This window comes from Streptomyces sp. NPDC001890 (assembly GCF_042891445.1).
In the GTDB taxonomy this organism is placed as follows: domain Bacteria; phylum Actinomycetota; class Actinomycetes; order Streptomycetales; family Streptomycetaceae; genus Streptomyces.
This window is the reverse complement of the sequence record NZ_JBIATE010000020.1, coordinates 128,647-148,253: the sequence shown is the minus strand read 5'-3', so window position 1 is coordinate 148,253 and position 19,607 is coordinate 128,647. Positions and strand designations below refer to the sequence as shown.

The window sequence follows — 19,607 nt, the reverse complement described above, 5'->3', positions numbered from 1 at the left end:
GACGCGGGAGGACGCCGTTCAGGAGAAGTCGGCGACGTTGTTCCTGGTGACGACCTTGACCGGCACCTTCACCATGCTGTCGACCTTCTTGCCCTCTGCCGCCTTCACCGCGTTCTGCACGGCGATCCGGCCCAGCTCCTTCGGCTGCTGGGCCACGGACGCGTACAGCGTGCCCGCGCCGACCGCCTTCAGGCCGTCGGGAGTTCCGTCGAATCCGACGACGGAGACCGTCTTGCCCGCCTTGGTGCCGAGCGCCCTGACCGCGCCGAGCGCCATCTCGTCGTTCTCGGCGAAGACACCGGTGATCCCGGGGTGGGACTGGAGCAGGTTGGTCATCACGTCCAGCCCCTTCGTGCGGTCGAAGTCCGCCGGCTGCTTGGCCACGACCTTGATGCCCGGATACGCCTTGAGGCCCTCGGCGAAGCCCGAGCCGCGCTCACGGCTGGCCGAGGTACCGGCCGTCCCCTGCAGCACGACGATGCTGCCCTTGCCGCCGAGCCGCTCGGCCAGTGCCTTGGCTGCGAGCCTGCCACCGGCGACGTTGTCGGATGCCACGAGCGTCGCGGTCCGTGCCTTGTTGACCCCTCGGTCGGCGGCGACCACCGGGATGTCCGCCTTGTTGGCGCCCCGGACGGCGGGGCCCGCCGCATCCGAGTCCACCGGATTGACGATGATCGACTTCACTCCCGAACTCGTGAAGTTCTGGAGCTGGTTGGCCTGCTGCGAGGCGTCGTTCTGCGCGTCGGTGACAGTGAGGTCGACCCCGGCCGTCTTCGCCTCCGCCTGCGCGCCCGCCTTCATCTGCACGAAGAAGGGGTTGTTGAGCGTGGAGAGCGACATGCCCACCTTGGTGTTGCCGCCGGAGGAACCGGAGTTGAAGTAGGACACCGCGCCCACGACGACGGCCACGCACAGTGCGGCGATGCCGAACTTGACCGCACCCGCCCCCTTGCGGCCCGATCCCGGGGAGCCCGGCGCGGCGGACGAGCCGCCCGGTGCGACGGCCCCGGATCCGGCCTTGCGGCGGACGGTGTCCAGCAGCACCGCGAGGGCGATGACGACACCGATGACGACCTGCTGCCAGAACGCGGACACGGACAGGAGGTTCAGCCCGTTGCGCAGCACGGCGAGGATGAGCGCGCCGATCAGCGTCCCGGACGCCTTCCCGACACCGCCGGCGAGGCTGGCGCCGCCGATGACGACCGCGGCGATCGCGTCGAGCTCGTACCCCTGCGCGGCCTGCGGCTGCGCGGAGGTGAGCCGGGACGCGAGAACGATGCCCGCGACGGCGGCGAAGAGCCCGGAGAGGGCGTAGATGGCCAGCTTCTGCCGCTTGACGCGCAGTCCGGAGAGGCGGGCCGCCTCCTCGTTGCCGCCGATGGCGTACATCGAACGGCCGATGTAGGTGCGGGCCAGGATCAGCGCCGCGACCAGTCCCATCACGACCATCACGAGGACGGGGACGGGCAGCCAGCCACCGAGCGTGTCGCCGAGCACGGAGACCGAGCCGGGGAAGTCGATCGGCTTCCCCTGGGAGATGACCAGGGACAGACCTCGCGCGATCGACAGCATCGCCAGGGTCGCGATGAACGGCGGCAGTTTGCCGTACGCGACGAGGGCCCCGTTGACGAAGCCGCAGGCGATGCCGGTGACGACGGCGAGGACGAGCGCCAGCCAGACCGGCAGCCCCTGAGAGGTGGCCGACCAGGCGAGGACCGTCGCGGAGAGCGCGGCCACCGAGCCGACGGACAGATCGATGCCCGCCGAGACGATGACGAAGGTGACACCGAAGGCGAGGATCGCGGTGACGGCGGCCTGTACGCCCACGTTCAGCAGGTTCTGCGTGGTCAGGAAGTCGCCGGAGAGCAGCGACATCGCCACCAGGAGGACGACCAGGGCGCTCAGGGCGCCGTTGTCGAGCAGGAGCCGGCGGACCGTGCGCCCTGCGGCGCCACTGGCGCCCGTATCGCTCTTGAGCGTGTCAGTGGCCACGGGGGCTCTCCTCTTCGTTCGCTGCCGGACCGGTCGGGTCGGCCGGCAGATGTGTCATGGGGGCCGTGCTCACGGCGAGGGCCATCACGGCGTCCTGGGTGGCTTCGTGTGCGGGGAGCTCTCCGGCGATCCGGCCCTGGGACATGACCAGCACCCGGTCGCTCATGCCGAGGACTTCGGGCAGATCGCTGGAGATCATCAGAACCGCGTGCCCCGATGCGGTCAGTTCGTTGATGAGCTGGTAGATCTCGACCTTGGCGCCGACGTCGATGCCGCGCGTCGGTTCGTCGAGGATCAGCACCCTGGTGTCGGCGAGCAGCCACTTGCCGATGACGACCTTCTGCTGGTTGCCACCGGAGAGCGTACGGACGTGCTGGCCGAGACCCGCCATCCGTACGCCGAGCTGTTCGGCGATCCGGGCGGCGGCCAGGCGCTGCCCCTTCAGATCGACGAGTCCGGAGCGGCTCGCCGAACGCAGGGTGACCAGGCCGAGGTTCTCCTGCACCGAGGCGTCGAGCACCAGGCCCTGCCCCTTGCGGTCCTCGGGTACGAGTCCGATCCCGGCGCCCATCGCGGCGGTGACGTCGTGCTTGGCCAGCCGCTCGCCGAGCACGTCGACGGTGCCGTCGTCGTAGGGGTCGGCTCCGAAGACCGCGCGGGCGACCTCGGTACGGCCCGCGCCGACGAGGCCGGCGAGACCGACCACCTCGCCCGCACGCACCTCGAAGCTGATGTCGTGGAAGACGCCGTCGCGGGTCAGGCCGCGCACCGCGAGCAACGGCTCGCCGGTCTCCGGGCGTTCACGGGGGTACTGCTGGTCGATGCTGCGTCCCACCATCAGCTGTACGAGCTCCGGCTCGGGCGTCGAGGCCGGGACCTGGTCGATGCTCCGGCCGTCGCGCAGCACCGTGACCCGGTCGCCGAGCGCCGCGATCTCTTCGAGGTGGTGGGTGATGAAGACGACCCCGACCCCGTCCTCGCGCAGCTGCCGCACGATCCTGAAGAGCTTGTCGACCTCTTCCGAGGTGAGGACCGCGGTCGGCTCGTCCATGATCAGGACACGTGCGTCCAGGCTGAGCGCCTTGGCGATCTCCACCATCTGGAGCCTGGCGATGCCCAGTTCACGGACCTTGGCCTTCGGCGAGACGTGCAGGCCGACCCGGCGCAGCAGCACCTCGGCGTCCGCCTCCATGCGGCGGCGGTCGATCATCCCGAAACGGCGCGGCTGCCGGCCGAGGAAGATGTTCTCGGCGACCGTCAGATCGGGCACCAGGTTGAACTCCTGGTAGATCGTCGCGATGCCGAGCCGTTCGGCGTCCTGAGCGCTGTGGATGCGGACCTCGCGCCCCTGGGCGAAGATCCGCCCGCTGTCCGGGCGATAGGCACCGGAGAGCATCTTGATGAGGGTGCTCTTGCCCGCTCCGTTCTCGCCGAGCAGGACATGCACCTCGCCGCTGCGCAGGTCGAAGTCGACGCTGTCCAGCGCGACCACACCGGGGAAGGTCTTGCGTACGCCTTCGATGCGCAGCAACTCGTCCGGATTGCTCACAAGTTGCTCCTCTGGTCCGAAGCGGGCTCGCCGCAGGAACGGCGTACGACGAGGCGGGCGGGAAGGGTGACGGACTGCGGGGACCGGCCCTCGACGATGTCGACCAGCGCGCGGACGGCGGCGCGGCCGAGTTCACCGGTGGGCTGGGCGATCGCGGTGATCGGCGGGGCGGTGTGGACGAACCACGGGATGTCGTCGAACGCGGCGAGCCCGATGTCCTGCGGGACGCGCAGGCCGGCGGCGCGGATGGCGTCCAGCGCGCCGAGCGCCATCAGGTTGTCGGCGGCGAAGACGATCTCGGGCGGCTCGGGAAGCGCCAGGAAGCGTTCGGTGACGCGCCGGCCGCTGTCCACCTGGAAGTCGCCCTGGCCGATGTAGACCTCCGGCAGGTCGAGCTCGTGCGCGCGCAGCGCCTCGCGGAAGGCCTCGACACGCTCGTCGCCCGTGGTGGTGGCCGCGGGGCCGGCGATGATCGCGAGCCTGCGGCGGCCCAGCGCGTACAGATGGGCGACGAGGTCCCGGATCGCGTGGCGGCCGTCGGCGCGTACGACGGGGACGTCGACGCCGGGCATCCAGCGGTCCACGAAGACCATCGGGGTTCCGGCCCGCGCCACGTCCGCCATCAGCGGGGAGTCGCCGTCGGCGGGCGAGACGAGGAGCCCGTCGATCCTTCGGTCGAGGAGTGTGCGGACGTGATGGTCCTGCAGCTCCTGCCGCTCGTCGGCGTTGCCGATGATGACGCTGTAGCCGAGGGCGCGGGCCTCCTCCTCGACGAAGCGGGCCAGCTCGGTGAAGTACGGATTGAGCACATCGCTGATGACCAGGCCGAGGGTGCGCGTCTGATCGGTGCGCAGCGAACGGGCGACGGCGTTGGGCCGGTAGCCGAGGGCGTCGACGGCGGCGAGGACCCGGGTCCGCGCGTCCGGGCTGACGGAGGGATGACTGTTGAGAACACGGGAGACCGTGGCGACAGAGACCCCTGCCTGAGCCGCGACGTCCTTGATGCTCGTCATGTCCGGACCACCTCCTTGTGGTTTCCGTGAGCCTCGAAACCAGCGGGCCGAGCCCGTGGAATCGATTACACGGAAGATTGGAAACGATTACACGGCCGGAAACAAGCCCCCACGGGCTGTCCGAGACCAGATCGTGACGAGCGCTACGGAAGCGGGGCGGGCGCGACGAAGAGGGGGCGCCGGGCGCACAGGCGGGGACGCGGCGTCACGCCCGAGAGCCGGGCACGAGCCCGGAGACGCCCGAGGCGGCCAAGCCCCGCGATCCGAGAACGCTCAGCAGATCGCCGCAGGTCGCCGCAGGCGTTTTTGCCGGTTCACCACACGCCACACGCCATGAATGCCGCACAAGGGACCGGATCGCACCGAGAGAGCGAAGGCACTGTCGAGCTTCCGTCGGATCCCGAGCAATCGCGGTGCAGCGCGACAGCACCCTTCCGCGAACCCTCGATTGAAACTTATCAACTAAGGAGTTTAGTATCAGTCCGGTCCTTTGAACTGTCGATCACCCGCTGGGGGTGGCGGCGAAGGATTCGCCGCATCCGTGCCGTGCGGACGGAGCCGGGATACCGGAGTGGTCCTGGCGGGCGGCCGAGGAAGAAGGAGTTCGCCTCAGTGGCGTCCCATCGTCGTCCTAAGCAGCCCGGCCAGACCTGCGTGACCGTGCTCACCGCAACAGCTGCGGCGGCCGTTGCGCTGTCGGCGCAGTCGGCTTCGGCCGACCCGCTGCCCGATCCGAGCAAAAAGGGTGTCCAGGCCCAAGTCGACCGTCTCTACGAGGAAGCAACGCAGGCCACCGAGAAGTACAACGGGGCCAAGGAGACCGCCGACAAGTTGGAGAAGGAGGTCAAGAACCTTCAGGAAACCGCTGCTCGTCAGCAGGGCGGTCTGAACGGCCTCCGGAACCAGGTCGGTTCCATAGCAGCAGCTCAGTATCGCAGCGGGGGGCTCGACCCCTCCGTCCAGTTGCTGCTTTCTTCGGACCCCGACGGATTCCTCGACAAGGCGTCCGCGATGGATCGCCTGAGTGCACAGCAGGTCGCCGCGCTCCAGCAGTACGAGGCGCAGCAGCGCGGTCTCCAGCAGCAGCGGCGCGAGGCCGCGGAGAAGCTCCAGGACCTGCAAAGCGTCCGCAAGGGGCTGGGTGACAGGAAGAAGGAGATCCAGGGCAAGCTGGCGCAGGCCCAAAAGCTCCTCAACACTCTGACAGCGGAGGAACGGGCCAGGATCGCGGAGAAGGAGGAGCGGGCGAACCGGTCCAGTGAGCGGGTACAACTCGGCAACGAGGCCAGTGCGTCACAGCGTGCCGCAGCGGCGTTCAGCGCAGCCAAGAGCCGGGTCGGCCTTCCCTATGTATGGGGCGCTTCAGGTCCCAACTCTTTCGACTGCAGCGGTCTGACGTCCTGGGCGTTCAACCAGGCAGGGGTGTCCATCCCCCGTACCTCGCAGGCTCAGGCCAACGTCGGTACGCGCATCAATTCGCTGAGTGCACTCAAGCCGGGCGACCTCATCATCATGCGGACAGACCTCAGCCACGTCGGGTTCTACGCCGGCAACGGACAGATCTTGCACGCTCCGAAGCCGGGCGCCCAGGTGCGCTACGAGTCGATCGCACGGAGTGGAATGCCGTTCATGTGGGGCGTACGGATCTGACCGCCGGCACGCGCGAGCAGTGGGGCAGTTCAGCTCCACACCGCACGGCGCCCCTCGCCGAATCCCAGTGGTTCCAGTTGTCGCCCGACGTGCCCGGCCCCCAGCAATTGCTGCTGGTCGGGGAGATGGCGGCCCGGGGGGAGGTTTCGCTGGACATGCTGTTGCCTGCCGCGCACCCGGACTTGGGTACGTGGCCGGGCTTGGCGTACAGCGGGCAGTGGCCGAGAGCGCCGGTGACCAGGAGGTCGAGTCCGGCGACGATGAGCAGCAGCTCCAGGACGAGGGCGAGGACCGATCCCGCGCCGGCGATCAGGACGAGGCCGACGATGATCCCGGCGAGGCCGACGGCGACACGGCCGACGCGCTAGGCGGGGGTGATGTTGATGCTGCGCCGGCGAGGTGTCGGGTGCACCACGGTGGGACGGGCGGTCATGGCGATTCCTTCTCGGCGAGAGCGCGATCACGGAGCCTTGCGGTTGGACTGGTCTCGCGCTGGCCTGGTGTGTCATCCCTGTTTCGTGGAGGGCGGGGAGGCGCGCAGCGCGGTCAGTCGCCGCTGGTATTCGTCCTCGTCGATCTCGCCGCGGGCGAACCGTTCGGCGAGCAGCTGCTCGGGCGAGGGCCTGGCCGGGCTGTGGGTGTGGGTGTGCTCGCTGGTGCGGCCCAGGGCGCGGAAGAGCAGGACGGCGGCGGTGATGATCAGCGCCCAGAAAAGGATCATGCTGGCCGACATCGCGAACCAGCCCCAGCCGCCGAAACCGTGGTCGAACCAGAACATCATCACGATCACGTCCCCAGTCACCCGGACGGCGGGGGCGGGCCACTGTCCGGCTCGGTTGTTGCGTTACTGCCATGGTCACGCGCTGTCGGTCGTGGGGTGCAGGGTCCACCGGTCCCGGCCGTTGGGCCGGTCAGCCCCTACCTGGCACAGGTAGCCGCGCGCGAGGATGGAGGGGAGCGAAGAGGAGCGAACACGCCGGAAGGGCGATCTGCCATGGGTGTCGCAGATGTCGTCGTAGTGGTCCTTGCCGCCGTGCTGATCGCCGGGCTGGGCTGGTTCTTCTTCGGTCCGCGCCGGGCCCGTACAGCGCGGCTGGAAGGCGGAGTGCAGCGGGTCGAGGTGACCGTGCGCGGCGGTTACAGCCCTGACGTCATCCGGGTCCGCCAGGGGGTACCGGTGGAGGTGGTCTTCGACCGGCAGGAGAGCGGGGAGTGCACCTCCCGGGTCGTCTTCCCCGACCTGCGGGTCAGCGCCGGGCTGCCGGCTCACGCACGCACCACCGTGCGCCTTCCCCCGCCCGACGTGGGTTCCCTGGGCTTCGCCTGCGGGATGAACATGATCCACGGCACGCTGATCGTCGAACCGGCGGACGGTCCCGGCGCCACGGAGGCAACCCCGGACGGTGACGGCCGTGACGCGGCTGCCGCCGCCGTGGGATCGGCGAGCGGCGGGGATACCGGAGCCGAGGCGGAAGCGGCGGAGGCCGCCGAGCGGAGGGCGGAGATCGACGACCTGACCCGCCGGGTCGCCGTCGGTGCGGTGCTCACGCTGCCGGTGCTCTTCGCCGTGATGGCCCGTGAGCTCTTCGGCGCCGACTGGGTCCCCGGCTGGATGCTCAACCACTGGCTGCAACTGGCACTGATCACACCGGTGATGTTCTACACCGGCTGGCCGATCCACTCGACCGGCTGGCTGACCCTCAAGCATCGCGGCGCGGACATGAACTCCCTGATCACGCTGGGCACCACGGCCGCCTACGGCTACAGCCTGCTGGTCACCCTCGCCCCCGGCCTGCTCCCGCAGGACGTGCGGGAGGTGTATTTCGAGGCGGTCGGGGTGATCCTCACCCTGATCCTGCTCGGCAGGTTGCTGGAGGCCCGCGCCAAGGCCGGCACCGGGGAGGCCATCCGCGCCCTGCTGGGCCTGCAGGCCCGCACCGCCCGCGTCGTGCGCGACGGGGCCACGACCGAGATCCCGGTGGAGGATGTCACGGTCGGAGACGAGGTGGTGATCCGGCCCGGGGAGAAGGTGCCGGTCGACGCCGTGGTGCTGTCCGGGTCCTCGGCACTGGACGAGTCGATGGTCACCGGTGAGCCGATGCCGGTCACCAAGCGGGCCGGGGACACGGTCATCGGCGCCACCGTCAACGGCACCGGGTCGCTCCGGGTCCGGGCGAGCAAGGTCGGGGCCGACACGATGCTCGCGCAGATCATCCGCATGGTTCAGCAGGCCCAGGCGTCCAAGGCCCCCATCCAGCGGCTCGCCGATGCGGTCTCCGCCTACTTCGTGCCCGCCGTCATCAGCATCGCCATCGCCACCTTCGCCCTCTGGTACACCGTCGGACCCGCCCCGGCCCTGACTCTCGCACTGGTCTCCGCCGTTGCGGTGCTGATCATCGCCTGCCCGTGCGCGCTGGGGCTGGCAACCCCGCTGTCGGTCATGGTCGGTACCGGCAAGGGTGCCCAGGCGGGCATCCTCATCCGCTCCGCCGAGGCGCTGGAGACCGCCCACAAGCTGGACACCGTCGTCCTGGACAAGACCGGCACCGTCACTGCGGGCAAGCCCGTCCTCACGGATACACGCGCCGCCGACGGCTTCCAGGAAGGCGAGTTGCTGGCCCTGGTGGCCGCGGCGGAGGCCGACAGCGAACACCCGCTCGCGGCGGCAATCGTCACCGGGGCCCGCGACCGCGGCCTGACCTGGCCTGCGGCGAGCGGCTTCGACTCGGTCACGGGCAGGGGCGTGCAGGCCACCGTGGACGGCCGCATGGTCCTGGTCGGCACCGCCCGCCTGCTCGGCGATGTCGGCATCGACACCGGTGCGCTCGACTCGGTCGCGGACGGCTTCTCGGCCGAGGGCAAGACCCCGGTGCTCGCCGCGGTCGACGGGCGGCCCGCCGGTGTACTCGCTGTTGCCGACACCGTCAAGGACGACTCTGCTCAGGCCATTGCCGCCCTGCACGGGCTCGACATCGAGACGGTCGTCATCACCGGCGACAACGCCCGCACCGCCGCAGCCATCGCCGCCCAGGTCGGCGTGCGCCGCGTGCTGGCCGAGGTGCTGCCCGAGCACAAGGCCGATGAGATCCGCCGCCTGCAGGGCGAGGGCCGCACGGTGGGCATGGTCGGCGACGGCATCAACGACGCCCCCGCGCTGGCCGCCGCTGACGTGGGACTGGCCATCGGCACCGGCACCGACGTCGCCATCGAGGCTGCCGACATCACCCTCGTCTCCGGCTCCCTGACCGGCGTCGTCACCGCCATCCGGCTTTCCCGCGCCACCATGCGCAACATCCGGCAGAACCTCTTCTTCGCCCTGATCTACAACGCCATCGGCCTCCCCGTCGCCGCCGGAGCCCTCTACCCGCTGTGGGGCATCCGCCTCAGCCCCATCATTGCCGCCGCCGCGATGGCGCTCAGCTCCCTCTCGGTGGTCACCAACGCGTCCCGCCTGCGCCACTGGCGTACCAGCCCGCTGCCACCCGCCACGACGGAACCCGTCGAACCCCAGGTTCACACCGCTGCCGACCTTGCCCGGACCCACCCCGCGACAGCAGGCGACGGGCAGGAACCGCACCACTCGCCCGCGTCCTGAGCCGGGAAGAAACAACACCCAGGCGCCGAGGCAACGGCGGTGGACCCGGTGTGCGGCATGCGCGCACGAACACCCAGGCAACCCGATCGGCTAGATACCCCTAGGGGGTAGTTGACGTGCGAGCGTGTCGAGCCTTACCCTTCCCTTTATCTATACCCCCTAGGGGTATAAGCGATCTGGGAGGCCACCATGTGCACCACTTCCGCCACATCACAAAGCGCCCCCGCCGTCGTCCGAGCGGGCACGAATGACAGCACGCTGCCCGACTGGCACTTACGGGGCGAGTGGTTCGACGTGTGCAGCTGCGCACTGCCCTGCCCCTGCACGTTCGCCCAGACACCGACCCACGGGGACTGCCTCTTCACGCTCGTCTGGCAGGTTCACGAAGGGCACTTCGGGGACGTGCGCCTGGACGGCCTGGGCGTGGTGGCACTGGGAGAGTTCGCCGGGAACATGTGGGTCGGCGACCCGGACGCCACGATGAAGGTGATGCTCTACATCGACTCCAAGGGTGACCAGGCCCAGCGTGACGCGCTGGAGCAGATCTTCGCCGGCCATGTCGGCGGCTGGCCGGGCCAGTTCGGCTCGCTCATCAGCGAACTGCGCGAGGTACGGTACGCTCCGGTCCACTTCGACGCCGCCGAGGATCTCTCGTACTGGCGGGCACGTGTCGAAGACAAGGTCTCCGTCGGCGCGACCGCCCTCACCGGTCCCACTGCCGACCCCTCCCGTCGCGTCCAACTGGTCAATGCCCCGGGCGCCGAGGTCGGCCCCGGCCAGATCGCCACCTGGGGCGTCGTCGAGAGCGACCGCGCGGAAGGGTTCGACTTCTCCCATGAATATCGCGGGGGATCCAGCAAGCACTTCCCGTTCGACTGGCGCCCCTGACCGCGAGACAGGGGCGGGAAGGCCGATCAAGGGCCTCCAGCGGTTGATCGGCGGAACCGGGACGATCGGCCACACCGACAACACTCCGGCCCCGCGTTCAGGGCGTCGGCGCATTCACGGCGCGGTGCGCCCGTACCGTGGCGCACATACAGCACGACGCGAACTCCCGGACCGAGCACGTGAATCGGGCTGCGGCAGCCGAACACCCCGCGAGAAGGAGAGACCTCGGTGAGCACGTCGCCAAGCACCCCCGTGGACCGAATCACGGAGAGGTCGTAGGGCGAAGGCCGTTCGCTCGCCGCAGCCGGCAACGGTGTCCTCGACGCCGCCGCACTCGCCCAGCCCGGCCTCGGCCTTGCCATGGGCGCCGGCATCGACGGCGCAATCGAGGTCGGCGACCTCACCCGTCCGCGGCGACGTGCACGCCGCCGCCGACCCATCCGTACGGCCCGCAAGACGCCGGCACCATCAAGTCCGCCCTGTTCCGCGGGCATCGCGACCGTCGGAGCGAGGCCGAGCCGCCTGCGGCTGTTCGGTTTGAACCGGCCGTGGTGTGGATCCAGAACACTGCAGCCGGGTGGCCCGCCGGACCCTGATTCCCAGGTCCGGCGGGCCACCCAGCGCCCGCTACCACCAGAAAATCCGGCCAGTGACCCACCAGGAGGTCCTCCATGGTCACACCGTCATGGACCAGCACGGTATACCGGGTAGCCAGCCATCCCCTCGTCAGGATGACAGCCACCGCCGCACTGCAGGCCCTGGCTTCCCATCTCGCACAGCAGAACAGCCCTCGCCCGTCCTGCACGGACGCGTGTGCCCTCGTGCGCGCAGGCGGTGCCAGATCCCCTGCCGCACGTCGGCAGATGCACTGACCCGTTCGCACCGTCCGGCCGAGGCAGCCACCGCCGGGGCAGTCATGCCGTATCAGCGCCATGGTGCCGACAGGCGGGTGACTCCACCCGGTGGATCCACTTCGGCAATCCCTCTCGCAAGATTCCAACCGTCGAGACTCCCGGAATACCCCCAGGGGGTATATGGTTGTGATCGTTGTCCTGAACGGACGACGCCAGAAGGCGCATCACACCCATGGAGACGTCATGAGGAATCACTCCGGCCACGACCAGACCGACCACAGCCACCACGGCGGTCACGGCGGCCATGGCGGAGCCCGGCCCGGAGGGCTGTCGGTCTCCGAGAACGGGTACACCCTCGAACTCGACTCGACGATCCTCACCGCCGGCGTGCAGCCGGTCAGCTTCCGGCTGATCGGCCCGGACGGGCAGGCAGTGACCGAGTTCATACCGGAACACGAGAAGGAACTGCACTTCATCGCCGTCCGGCGCGACACGGCCGGGTTCCAGCACGTGCACCCCGTGATGGACGAGAAGGGCACCTGGAGCGTCGAACTGGCCCTGGAACCGGGGGACTGGAGGTTCTTCACGGACATCCACCCGGTCGGCCACGACGGGACCATGACGCTGGGGATCGACGTCGCGGTCGCCGGACCGTACGACCCGCGGCCGCTTCCCGAGGCCACGGGGATCGCGCAGATCGGCGAGTACACCGTCGTGCTCGACGGCGAACTCCTGCCCGGCGAGACGAGCGAACTGACCCTCACCGTCAGCCGGAACAACCGCCCGGTCACCGACCTGCAGCCCTACCTGGCCGCGTACGGTCACCTGGTGGCCCTGCGGGTCGGCGACCTGGGCTACCTCCACGTCCACCCGGAGGGCGACCCCGGTGACGGCACCACCGCACCGGGACCCGAGATCGCCTTCATGGCCGTCGCGCCTTCGGCCGGCACCTACCGCCTGTACCTGGACTTCCAGCACAACGATGTCGTCCGGACAGCGGAGTTCACGGTACGGACCGCCGCGACCACCCACCGCTCGGACACCGCACCCCTGGCCGCCCCCGAGCACGGGAGCCACCACCACGGCCACCACGCGCACCACTGACCGCATGTACGCCACTGATCAGCTGCTGCGGCATCCGGCACGGCCGAGGGGCGCTCGCCCCGCCGCGCCCCACCGTTCCAGCGCATCCATCACACCGGAAGGAGCGTCATGCCACGCCTGACCCGACTTACGCCCGACACGGCGGTCGGCGCCTCGCGCGACCTCCTCGCCGACCTGGTCTCCCGCCATGGCCAAGTCGGTGACATGGTCTCCACGATGGCGCACTCGCCGGCCGTACTGGGCGGCTACCTCCAGCTCAGCCGGGCCATGGGACGAGCCAAACTCGACCGAAGGATCAGCGAACGGATCTCGATCGCCGTCCAGGCGCTACAGGGCTGCGGACTGTGTCTCGACGCGCATGTCGGTGCCGCCCGCGCCCTGGGAGTGGACGAGGAAGAGATCGAGCGTGCCCACGCAGGCACCTCGGTCGATCCCGCGATCGCGGCGATCATCGCTCTCGCCCTCCAGATCTATCGCGAGCCGACATCGATCACCGACGAGCAGGTCACCGCATTGCGTGAGCACGGCTACAGCGACCGCGCGATAGCCGATGTTGTCGGCGTCGTCGCTCTCAACATCCTCACCGGCGCCTTCAACCTGCTCGCCGGCCTCACACCGGGGGGCGACACCGGTGCGTAAAGACACCCCCGCCTGTACTCGCGGGGCACGGTCCCCACCCCGGGACCGTGCCCCGCCGCATGGACACGGAAGGAACCCGCCATGCGTCTCTTCGCCATCCGCGACTACCGCCACCTGTTCGGCGCCCAGGTCATCGCCCTGTTCGGTACCGGGCTGACCACCGTGGCCCTCGGGCTGCTCGCCTACGACCTCGCCGGCCCGCACGCCGGCATGGTCCTCGGCACCGCCCTGACCATCAAGATGGTCCTGTACGTCGTCATAGCCCCGCTGGCCGCCGCGTACGTCGACCGGCTCCCCCGAAGAACTCTCCTGGCCCTCCTCGACGTGATCCGCGGCGCGGTGGTCCTGGCACTGCCACTGGTCACCGAGGTCTGGCACATCTACGTCCTGATCGGTCTGCTCCAGTCCGCCTCCGCGGCGTTCACCCCGACGTTCCAGGCCGTCATCCCCGACATCGTCACCGACGAGTCCGACTACACGCGTGCGCTGTCCGCCTCCCAGGTCGCCTCCACCATGGAGAGCCTGCTCAGCCCCGTGCTGGCCGCCGTCGCCCTGACGTTCATGACTTTTGACCGGCTGTTCCTGGGAACGTCCGCCGGATTCCTCGTCTCCGCGTTGCTCGTCCTGTCGACGCGCATCCCCGACGCCCGCCCCAGCACCCACACCAAGGCGTGGGACAAGGCGGCAGCAGGTATCAGAACCTTCCTGCGGACGCCGCGACTGCGCGGCATCATGGCGCTGAACCTCACGGTCGCGGCCGCCGGCTCGATCGTCGTCGTCAACACCGTCAATTACATCCGTGACGTGCTCGGCGGCTCCCAGTCGGATGTCGCCTGGATGCTCGCCGCCTCCGGCACCGGAACCCTCCTGGCCGCCCTCGTCCTGCCCCGCGTCCTCGACCGGATCGCTGCCCGCACCGTCATGATGACCGGCGCCGGAGTCCTGGTCGGCGGCACGACCGCCGCGGTGACGCTCATCGCGGCCGGCCTCGCCTCATGGACCGGTACGGCGATCATCTGGACCGTGATCGGCATCGGCATGGCACTGATCATCACCCCGACGGGCAAGGTCCTGCGCGCCTCCGTCGGCCGGAACGCGATCCCCGAGGCATTCGCGGCCCAGTTCTCCCTGTCCCACCTGGCCTGGCTGATCACCTACCCCATCGCGGGATGGCTCGGCACGAGCGCCGGCTTCACCCTCGCCTGGTCCGTCCTCGCGGTCCTCGCCGGAGCGGGAGCGACGGGTGCTCTCCTCCTGTGGCCGCGCCACGACGGACGAGGAGTGACGACCGCACCCGCGACACCCGCCCGGCACGCACCCAGCGAGGACCGGTCCACCCTGGCCAAGGCCGCGTGAAGCGCCGCGTACAGGGCTCTGACCGAACGGCCTGGCCAGGAACCCGGGCCAGGCCGTTCTCCGGAGGTGTCCCGGTCTACTTGAGGTAGCCGAGGACCGTCATCATCCCCGACTCGGCGTGGTAGACGTTGTGGCAGTGGATCATCCACAGCCCGGGGTTGTCGGCGTCGAAGTCGACGTCGAGCCGCTTCCCCGGCAGCACGATCGAGGTGTCCTTCCGTGCGCCGCCGTCGGCGAGCGCGTACGTGTGGCCGTGCAGGTGCATGGGGTGCCACATCGTCGTGTTGTTCACGAACGACAGTCGTACGCGCTCGCCGGAGCGAACCGCATAGCGCTGGGCGGGGTCGTACTTCTTGCCGTTGATGGCCCAGTCGTACTTCATCATCGAGCCGGTGAGTTCGAACTCGATCGTCCGGTCCGGGCGCCCGGGCTCAAGCCGTACGGGCTCGGCTGCCTTCAGCTGACCGCCATGGACGACCTTCCCTGCGAGCTCCTTCGGGCGTACGGAGGCGGTGGGCGCAGCGCCGCCCCCGGTGCGCAGGACGGCGTGGGCGGAGCGGCGTTTGCCCTCGGCGAGCGCGGTGAGCGGGAAGGCGCCGTCCCCGACGGTCACGACGGCGTCGATGCGTTCGCCCATACCCAGCAGGAGTGCGTCGGCCTGCGTCTGTTCGACGGGGAAGCCGTCGGTGTGCGTGACGGTGAGCTTGTGTCCGCCGAGGGCTATACGGAAGGCGGTGTCGCCGCCGGCGTTGATGATCCGGAGCCTGATCCGGTCGCCTGGCCGGGCCGTGAAGGTCTGCGGCTTGTCCGGCGTCCGGCCGTTGATCAGATAGTGCGGGTACCCGACGTCCCCGGCGTCGCCGCCCAGCAGGTCGCTCGTTGCGCCCATGAGCATCCGGGAGGGACCGGAGGGCTTCGGCGAGGGGGACTTGCGGGTGGTCATCGACATATTCGACATGTCGTGGCCCTCCATGCCGCCCGATCCCCCGTGGTCCATGCCGCCCATGCCCTTGCTCAGCTCGGCGAGCACGGCGTCCGGAGTGGAACCGTCGACGCCGTCGACCCAGTCGTCGAGGACGATCACCCACTCCTTGTCGTACTTGAGCGGCTCCTTGGGGTCTTCGACGATCAGCGGGGCGTACAGCCCGCGGTCCTGCTGAACGCCTGAGTGCGGATGGAACCAGTAGGTGCCCGGGTGGGAGACCGCGAAGCGGTAGTCGAAGGAACCGCCCGGCTTGATGTCTCGCTGAGTGAGACCGGGGACACCGTCCATGTCGTTGCGCAGGGCAAGTCCGTGCCAGTGGACGGAGGTGGCCTCGTGAAGGTTGTTCGCGAGGGTGAGCGCCAAGGTGTCGCCGGCGGTGACCCTGACTTCCTTGCCGGGGAGGTCGTCCCCGTACGCCCACGACCGGACGATCCGTCCTCCGCCGAGGTCGAGCGGGGTCTCGACAGCGGTCAGCTTGAACCGCCGTTCCGGGCCGGGCTTGCGGAGGGCTTCGGTCGCGGCGATCTCCTTGCTTTCCGGGCCGAGGTAGTCGGCGCTCGACGACATCCCACTCCCTGCGGAGGAGTGGTCCATGTCGCTCATGGAACCTGAGCAGGCGGTCAGCAGACCGGTGCCGGCGGCGGCGAGGCCGGCGCCGAGGACGGTACGACGGGTGGGTCGGGACATGACTGTGAAACCCCTTGAGGTGGTCGTTGCATGAACAGGGCGTTCCGCTCACGATGTGGAGCGGCCGGTCCGCCTATATGCGCAACAACGAGAGGCGGGTCAGCAGGGACCTGGGTGGCTCGGGAGGCGGGATCGCACAGAGGGCATGGGCGAGCCGCACGGCAGTCGGCAGCCCGCCGGCCGCACAGCGTCGGCCTCGTCGTACGAGCGCGCCACGGACCGCCAGCACGATGCCGGCCCCGGCGCCGAGCACCGCCAGGCACACGCCCGCGAAGCCGACCCCGTGCGTGGGGGCGGGATCAGGGTGCGTGGCATGGCCGGCGTCGGCCACCACATGCTCCATTGCGGCGGCCACATGCCCGCCTGATACGTGAGTGGTATCCACATGCTCGCCAAGGTGGCCGAGGCCGTGCATCAGCACGATGCCGACGAGCAGCGCGACGGCGAGCACGAACCGGCCCCACCACGTCGCGGCCCTCGGGCGCCTCGTCACCTCGGATTCCACCCGCTCATCATACGGTGAGGGGGTATGCGGTGCGTGAGCGGGAGGAGCGGTGACGGTGATGCCTGTGGCGACCATGGGCCGGGGCACGCTGCACCTCGGACCCGCCCCCCGCGCGGGACGGACGCCCGTCTGCAGCTCGACGGCCGCTGTGACGCGACCTCGTGAACCGGCGGGTGCCTGGCAGCTGCCCGGCGAGCGGGCACGTACGGATGGGGGTCGACTGCAGGGGTGGCTACGGATGGTCTGCGTGGCCGGCTGGAGATTCTGCGGCGTCGAGCGCATCCTCCGGACGATGGTTCTTCCCGAGCAGGGTGCCTATGAGGGCAGCGCCGAGTGCAAGGAGGGCGGCAGCGACGGTGAGCGCGAGTGAGAAGCCTTCCGTTGCGGTCAGGGTGTTGCTTCGGCGCGAAGCCAGAGCGACAAGCACCGCCACCCCCACGGCGCCGCCGACCTGTTGAACGGAGCTCAGGACGGCCGAGCCGAGTCCGGCGTTCTCCTCTGTGGTGTCCGTGAGCGCGGCGACGGTCAGGGCGGGCAGACTCAGTCCGCATCCGAGGCTCGTGACGAGCATGCCGGGCAGCACTCCGGAGGCATAGCCGTCACTCGGTGCCACGCCGGACAGCAGGAGTAGTCCGACCGCGCTGATCAGGAAGGACATGACGAGGGCAGGGCGCACGCCGAGCCTGAGCACGGCTCGGGAGGAAAGCCACATGCCCGCAAGGATCCCGGCGCCATAGGGCAGGTAGGCGACGCCGGCCATGAGCGGGCGGTAGCCCAGCACGGTCTGCAGGTGCACCATCAGCAGGAAGGCCATCGCGTACATGGCGGCGGAGAACAGCAGTGTCGCCCCATTGGCGACGGCGCGTATGCGGAAGGACAGGAACGACAACGGCACCAACGGCTCGGCGGTCCGTGCCTCGGCCGCAACGAAGGCAACGGTCAGAATCACGGCCAGAGCCAGGGGCCCGACAACAGCGGTGTCGCCCCAGTCCGATGCCCCGGTCCGGAGCAGCCCGTAGACCAGGGACACCAGGGCACCGGTGCCGAGCACCGCACCCGGTACGTCGAGGCGCCCTGCGCGCCCGGCGCGGCTCTCGGGGACCAGGCGCGGGAGCAGCAGAACGGCTGCAAGGGCCACCGGCAGGTTGATCAGGAAGATCCAGCGCCAGGACGCCAGGCCGGTCAGCGCGCCGGAGACGACCAGGCCCGTCGTGCCGCCCAGACCCGCGATGCCGCCCCAGATGCCGAACGCCTTGGCGCGCTCCTCGGTACCGGGGAAAAGCAGCGTGATCAGTGCCAGAGCGGCGGGGCTGGCCATGGCCGCGCCCGCGCCCTGGACGAACCGTCCGGTCACGAGCTGCCAGGGCTCCTGCGCGAGCCCACAGACCAGGCTCGCCGCACCGAACAGCGCCACGCCGGTCAGGAAGACGCGCCTGCGGCCCAGCAGGTCGGCCATACGGCCGAACAGCAGCAACAGCCCGCCGAAGGCGAGAAAGTATGCGTTGACGACCCAGGCCAGGCCCGCGGTGCTGAAGCCGAGATCCTCCCGCATGGTGGGGAGCGCCACGCTCACCACGCTGTCGTCCAGGACGAGCATGAACTGTACGAAGCACAGCACCACCAACGCCGGTCCGCGGCGCCCGAGGCCGTTGGCAGTGGCTGTGGTTGGTACCGGCGTCATACCGGGCGTCCTGTCCTCGTGAACGGCCCCTGTGAACTGCGGTAGCGCCCGTGGCGCGGTGGGTGATTGATCGGCATGCGAATGACGCTATGCACCGGCTGCGCTGACCGCGATGCGCTACCAGGCCACGTCGTATCGCGTTGAGGACATAGGCTGGTGGCCGTGACCAAGGCCGTCGTGGGAGCCGTCCCGCCTGGGGTGGGCGCAATCGTCGTCGGGAACTTTCCGTTGGCGTATGGGCAGTGGTTCGTCCCGCACAGCCACCCGCAGCACCAGTTGGTCTGGGCTCGGCGCGGTGTGCTCGGCGTCGCCGTCGACGACGCCTACTGGGTCCTGCCACCCACACGGGCGCTGTGGTTGCCGGCGGGGGTGGTCCACCGAACCGGTGCGACCCGCGAGGCGGCGCTGTGCAGCCTCTACCTCGAACCGGACAGATGCGCCCTGGACTGGGCGGATCCCACGCCGGTCGGCGTCGACGGGCTGCTGGCCCACCTCATCGCCTATCTCAGCCGCGACAACCTCCACGATGATCAGCGGCTACGGGGCGAGGCGGTCGTCCTGGATCTGCTGCGGCCCTTGCCGGCCACCCCCATCGATGTCCCGCACCCCACCGACGACCGCGTGCGCGCTGTGGCCGACGCACTGCTTGACAACCCCGCGGATTCACGGAGCCTTGAGGCGCACGCACAAGCCATCGGGGTGAGCCGACGCACTCTGACGCGGTTGTTCGTCCATGACACCGGCATGCACTTCGACCGCTGGCGCACCCATGTGCGGCTGCGTGCCGCGCTTCCCCTGCTTGCCGAGGGCCAGCCCGTTTCCCGGGTCGCACACACCGTGGGATACGCGACAGCGAGCGCCTTCCTCGCGGCGTTCCGTCGAACTGTCGGTACTTCCCCGGGACGCTATCTCAATGGCGACGCTTCGTTCGACGCACCTGCCACGGGCCCCGCCGATGACGACCAGGCGGAAGGTGGGATGGAGCCGACCGGCCTCGAACCGGCGTCCTCCCCCATGCGGTGAAGGCGCGACGACGGCTGCGCTACGAGCCCCATCGTGCTCACGACGATGCGAGCCACCTGCACTTCACCGCTCTTGAGCTTTCGAAG

At 69.6% G+C, this 19,607-nt stretch carries 15 protein-coding genes; 7 read left to right on the top strand and 8 right to left on the bottom strand.

Features of this window, described 5'->3' with window-relative positions:
• Positions 1-18: 18 nt before the first annotated feature.
• From ACFYY1_RS33540 to ACFYY1_RS33530, 3 genes are read right to left on the bottom strand one after another with little or no spacing between them, the layout of a single operon-like run.
• A complete protein-coding gene (locus tag ACFYY1_RS33540) occupies positions 19-1,992 on the bottom strand; it encodes a substrate-binding domain-containing protein (RefSeq protein ID WP_388592245.1) in 1,974 nt (657 codons plus the stop codon).
• Positions 1,982-3,541, bottom strand: coding sequence for a sugar ABC transporter ATP-binding protein (locus ACFYY1_RS33535; RefSeq protein ID WP_388592243.1), 1,560 nt, complete (start codon positions 3,539-3,541; stop codon positions 1,982-1,984). The genes ACFYY1_RS33540 and ACFYY1_RS33535 overlap by 11 nt, the downstream gene beginning before the upstream one ends.
• Positions 3,538-4,554, bottom strand: coding sequence for a LacI family DNA-binding transcriptional regulator (locus ACFYY1_RS33530; protein WP_388592242.1), 1,017 nt, complete (start codon positions 4,552-4,554; stop codon positions 3,538-3,540). The genes ACFYY1_RS33535 and ACFYY1_RS33530 overlap by 4 nt, the downstream gene beginning before the upstream one ends.
• Positions 4,555-5,166: 612 nt before the next feature.
• Between ACFYY1_RS33530 and ACFYY1_RS33525 the strand changes: the two genes are divergently transcribed.
• Positions 5,167-6,204 carry an NlpC/P60 family protein gene (locus ACFYY1_RS33525; protein ID WP_388592240.1) on the top strand — a complete coding sequence of 346 codons (1,038 nt, stop codon included), beginning with the start codon at positions 5,167-5,169 and terminating at the stop codon, positions 6,202-6,204.
• On the opposite strand, the gene ACFYY1_RS33520 is transcribed toward ACFYY1_RS33525, so the two are convergent.
• Both ACFYY1_RS33520 and ACFYY1_RS33515 read right to left on the bottom strand, forming a co-directional pair.
• Complete coding sequence (locus ACFYY1_RS33520; RefSeq protein ID WP_388592273.1) at positions 6,182-6,532, bottom strand: DUF2892 domain-containing protein; 351 nt, start codon at positions 6,530-6,532, stop codon at positions 6,182-6,184. The two genes, ACFYY1_RS33525 and ACFYY1_RS33520, sit on opposite strands and share 23 nt — an antisense overlap.
• A gap of 177 nt (positions 6,533-6,709) precedes the next feature.
• On the bottom strand, positions 6,710-6,985 hold the full coding sequence (locus tag ACFYY1_RS33515) for an SHOCT domain-containing protein (RefSeq protein WP_388592272.1): 276 nt from the start codon (positions 6,983-6,985) through the stop codon (positions 6,710-6,712).
• A gap of 213 nt (positions 6,986-7,198) precedes the next feature.
• Between ACFYY1_RS33515 and ACFYY1_RS33510 the strand changes: the two genes are divergently transcribed.
• The 5 genes from ACFYY1_RS33510 to ACFYY1_RS33490 all read left to right on the top strand — a co-directional run bounded on the left by ACFYY1_RS33510 (position 7,199) and on the right by ACFYY1_RS33490 (position 14,640).
• Positions 7,199-9,799, top strand: coding sequence for a heavy metal translocating P-type ATPase (locus ACFYY1_RS33510; protein ID WP_388592238.1), 2,601 nt, complete (start codon positions 7,199-7,201; stop codon positions 9,797-9,799).
• 189 nt (positions 9,800-9,988) lie between these two features.
• The gene (locus tag ACFYY1_RS33505; RefSeq protein ID WP_388592237.1) at positions 9,989-10,687 is read left to right on the top strand and encodes a DUF1326 domain-containing protein; all 699 of its coding nucleotides are present in this window, start codon (positions 9,989-9,991) and stop codon (positions 10,685-10,687) included.
• Between the two features lie 1,097 nt (positions 10,688-11,784).
• Entirely contained in the window at positions 11,785-12,645 is an 861-nt protein-coding gene (locus ACFYY1_RS33500) for a hypothetical protein (protein WP_388592235.1), read from the top strand.
• Positions 12,646-12,753: 108 nt separating this feature from the next.
• Positions 12,754-13,284, top strand: coding sequence for a carboxymuconolactone decarboxylase family protein (locus ACFYY1_RS33495; RefSeq protein WP_388592233.1), 531 nt, complete (start codon positions 12,754-12,756; stop codon positions 13,282-13,284).
• An 81-nt stretch (positions 13,285-13,365) separates the two neighbouring features.
• A complete protein-coding gene (locus ACFYY1_RS33490) occupies positions 13,366-14,640 on the top strand; it encodes an MFS transporter (RefSeq protein ID WP_388592232.1) in 1,275 nt (424 codons plus the stop codon).
• Positions 14,641-14,716: 76 nt separating this feature from the next.
• On the opposite strand, the gene ACFYY1_RS33485 is transcribed toward ACFYY1_RS33490, so the two are convergent.
• The 3 genes from ACFYY1_RS33485 to ACFYY1_RS33475 all read right to left on the bottom strand — a co-directional run bounded on the left by ACFYY1_RS33485 (position 14,717) and on the right by ACFYY1_RS33475 (position 18,498).
• The gene (locus ACFYY1_RS33485; protein ID WP_388592230.1) at positions 14,717-16,312 is read right to left on the bottom strand and encodes a multicopper oxidase family protein; all 1,596 of its coding nucleotides are present in this window, start codon (positions 16,310-16,312) and stop codon (positions 14,717-14,719) included.
• A 73-nt stretch (positions 16,313-16,385) separates the two neighbouring features.
• Complete coding sequence (locus ACFYY1_RS33480; protein ID WP_388592228.1) at positions 16,386-16,817, bottom strand: hypothetical protein; 432 nt, start codon at positions 16,815-16,817, stop codon at positions 16,386-16,388.
• Positions 16,818-17,049: 232 nt separating this feature from the next.
• The gene (locus ACFYY1_RS33475; protein WP_388592227.1) at positions 17,050-18,498 is read right to left on the bottom strand and encodes an MFS transporter; all 1,449 of its coding nucleotides are present in this window, start codon (positions 18,496-18,498) and stop codon (positions 17,050-17,052) included.
• 162 nt (positions 18,499-18,660) lie between these two features.
• Between ACFYY1_RS33475 and ACFYY1_RS33470 the strand changes: the two genes are divergently transcribed.
• Positions 18,661-19,521, top strand: coding sequence for an AraC family transcriptional regulator (locus ACFYY1_RS33470; RefSeq protein WP_388592225.1), 861 nt, complete (start codon positions 18,661-18,663; stop codon positions 19,519-19,521).
• Positions 19,522-19,607 lie beyond the last annotated feature (86 nt).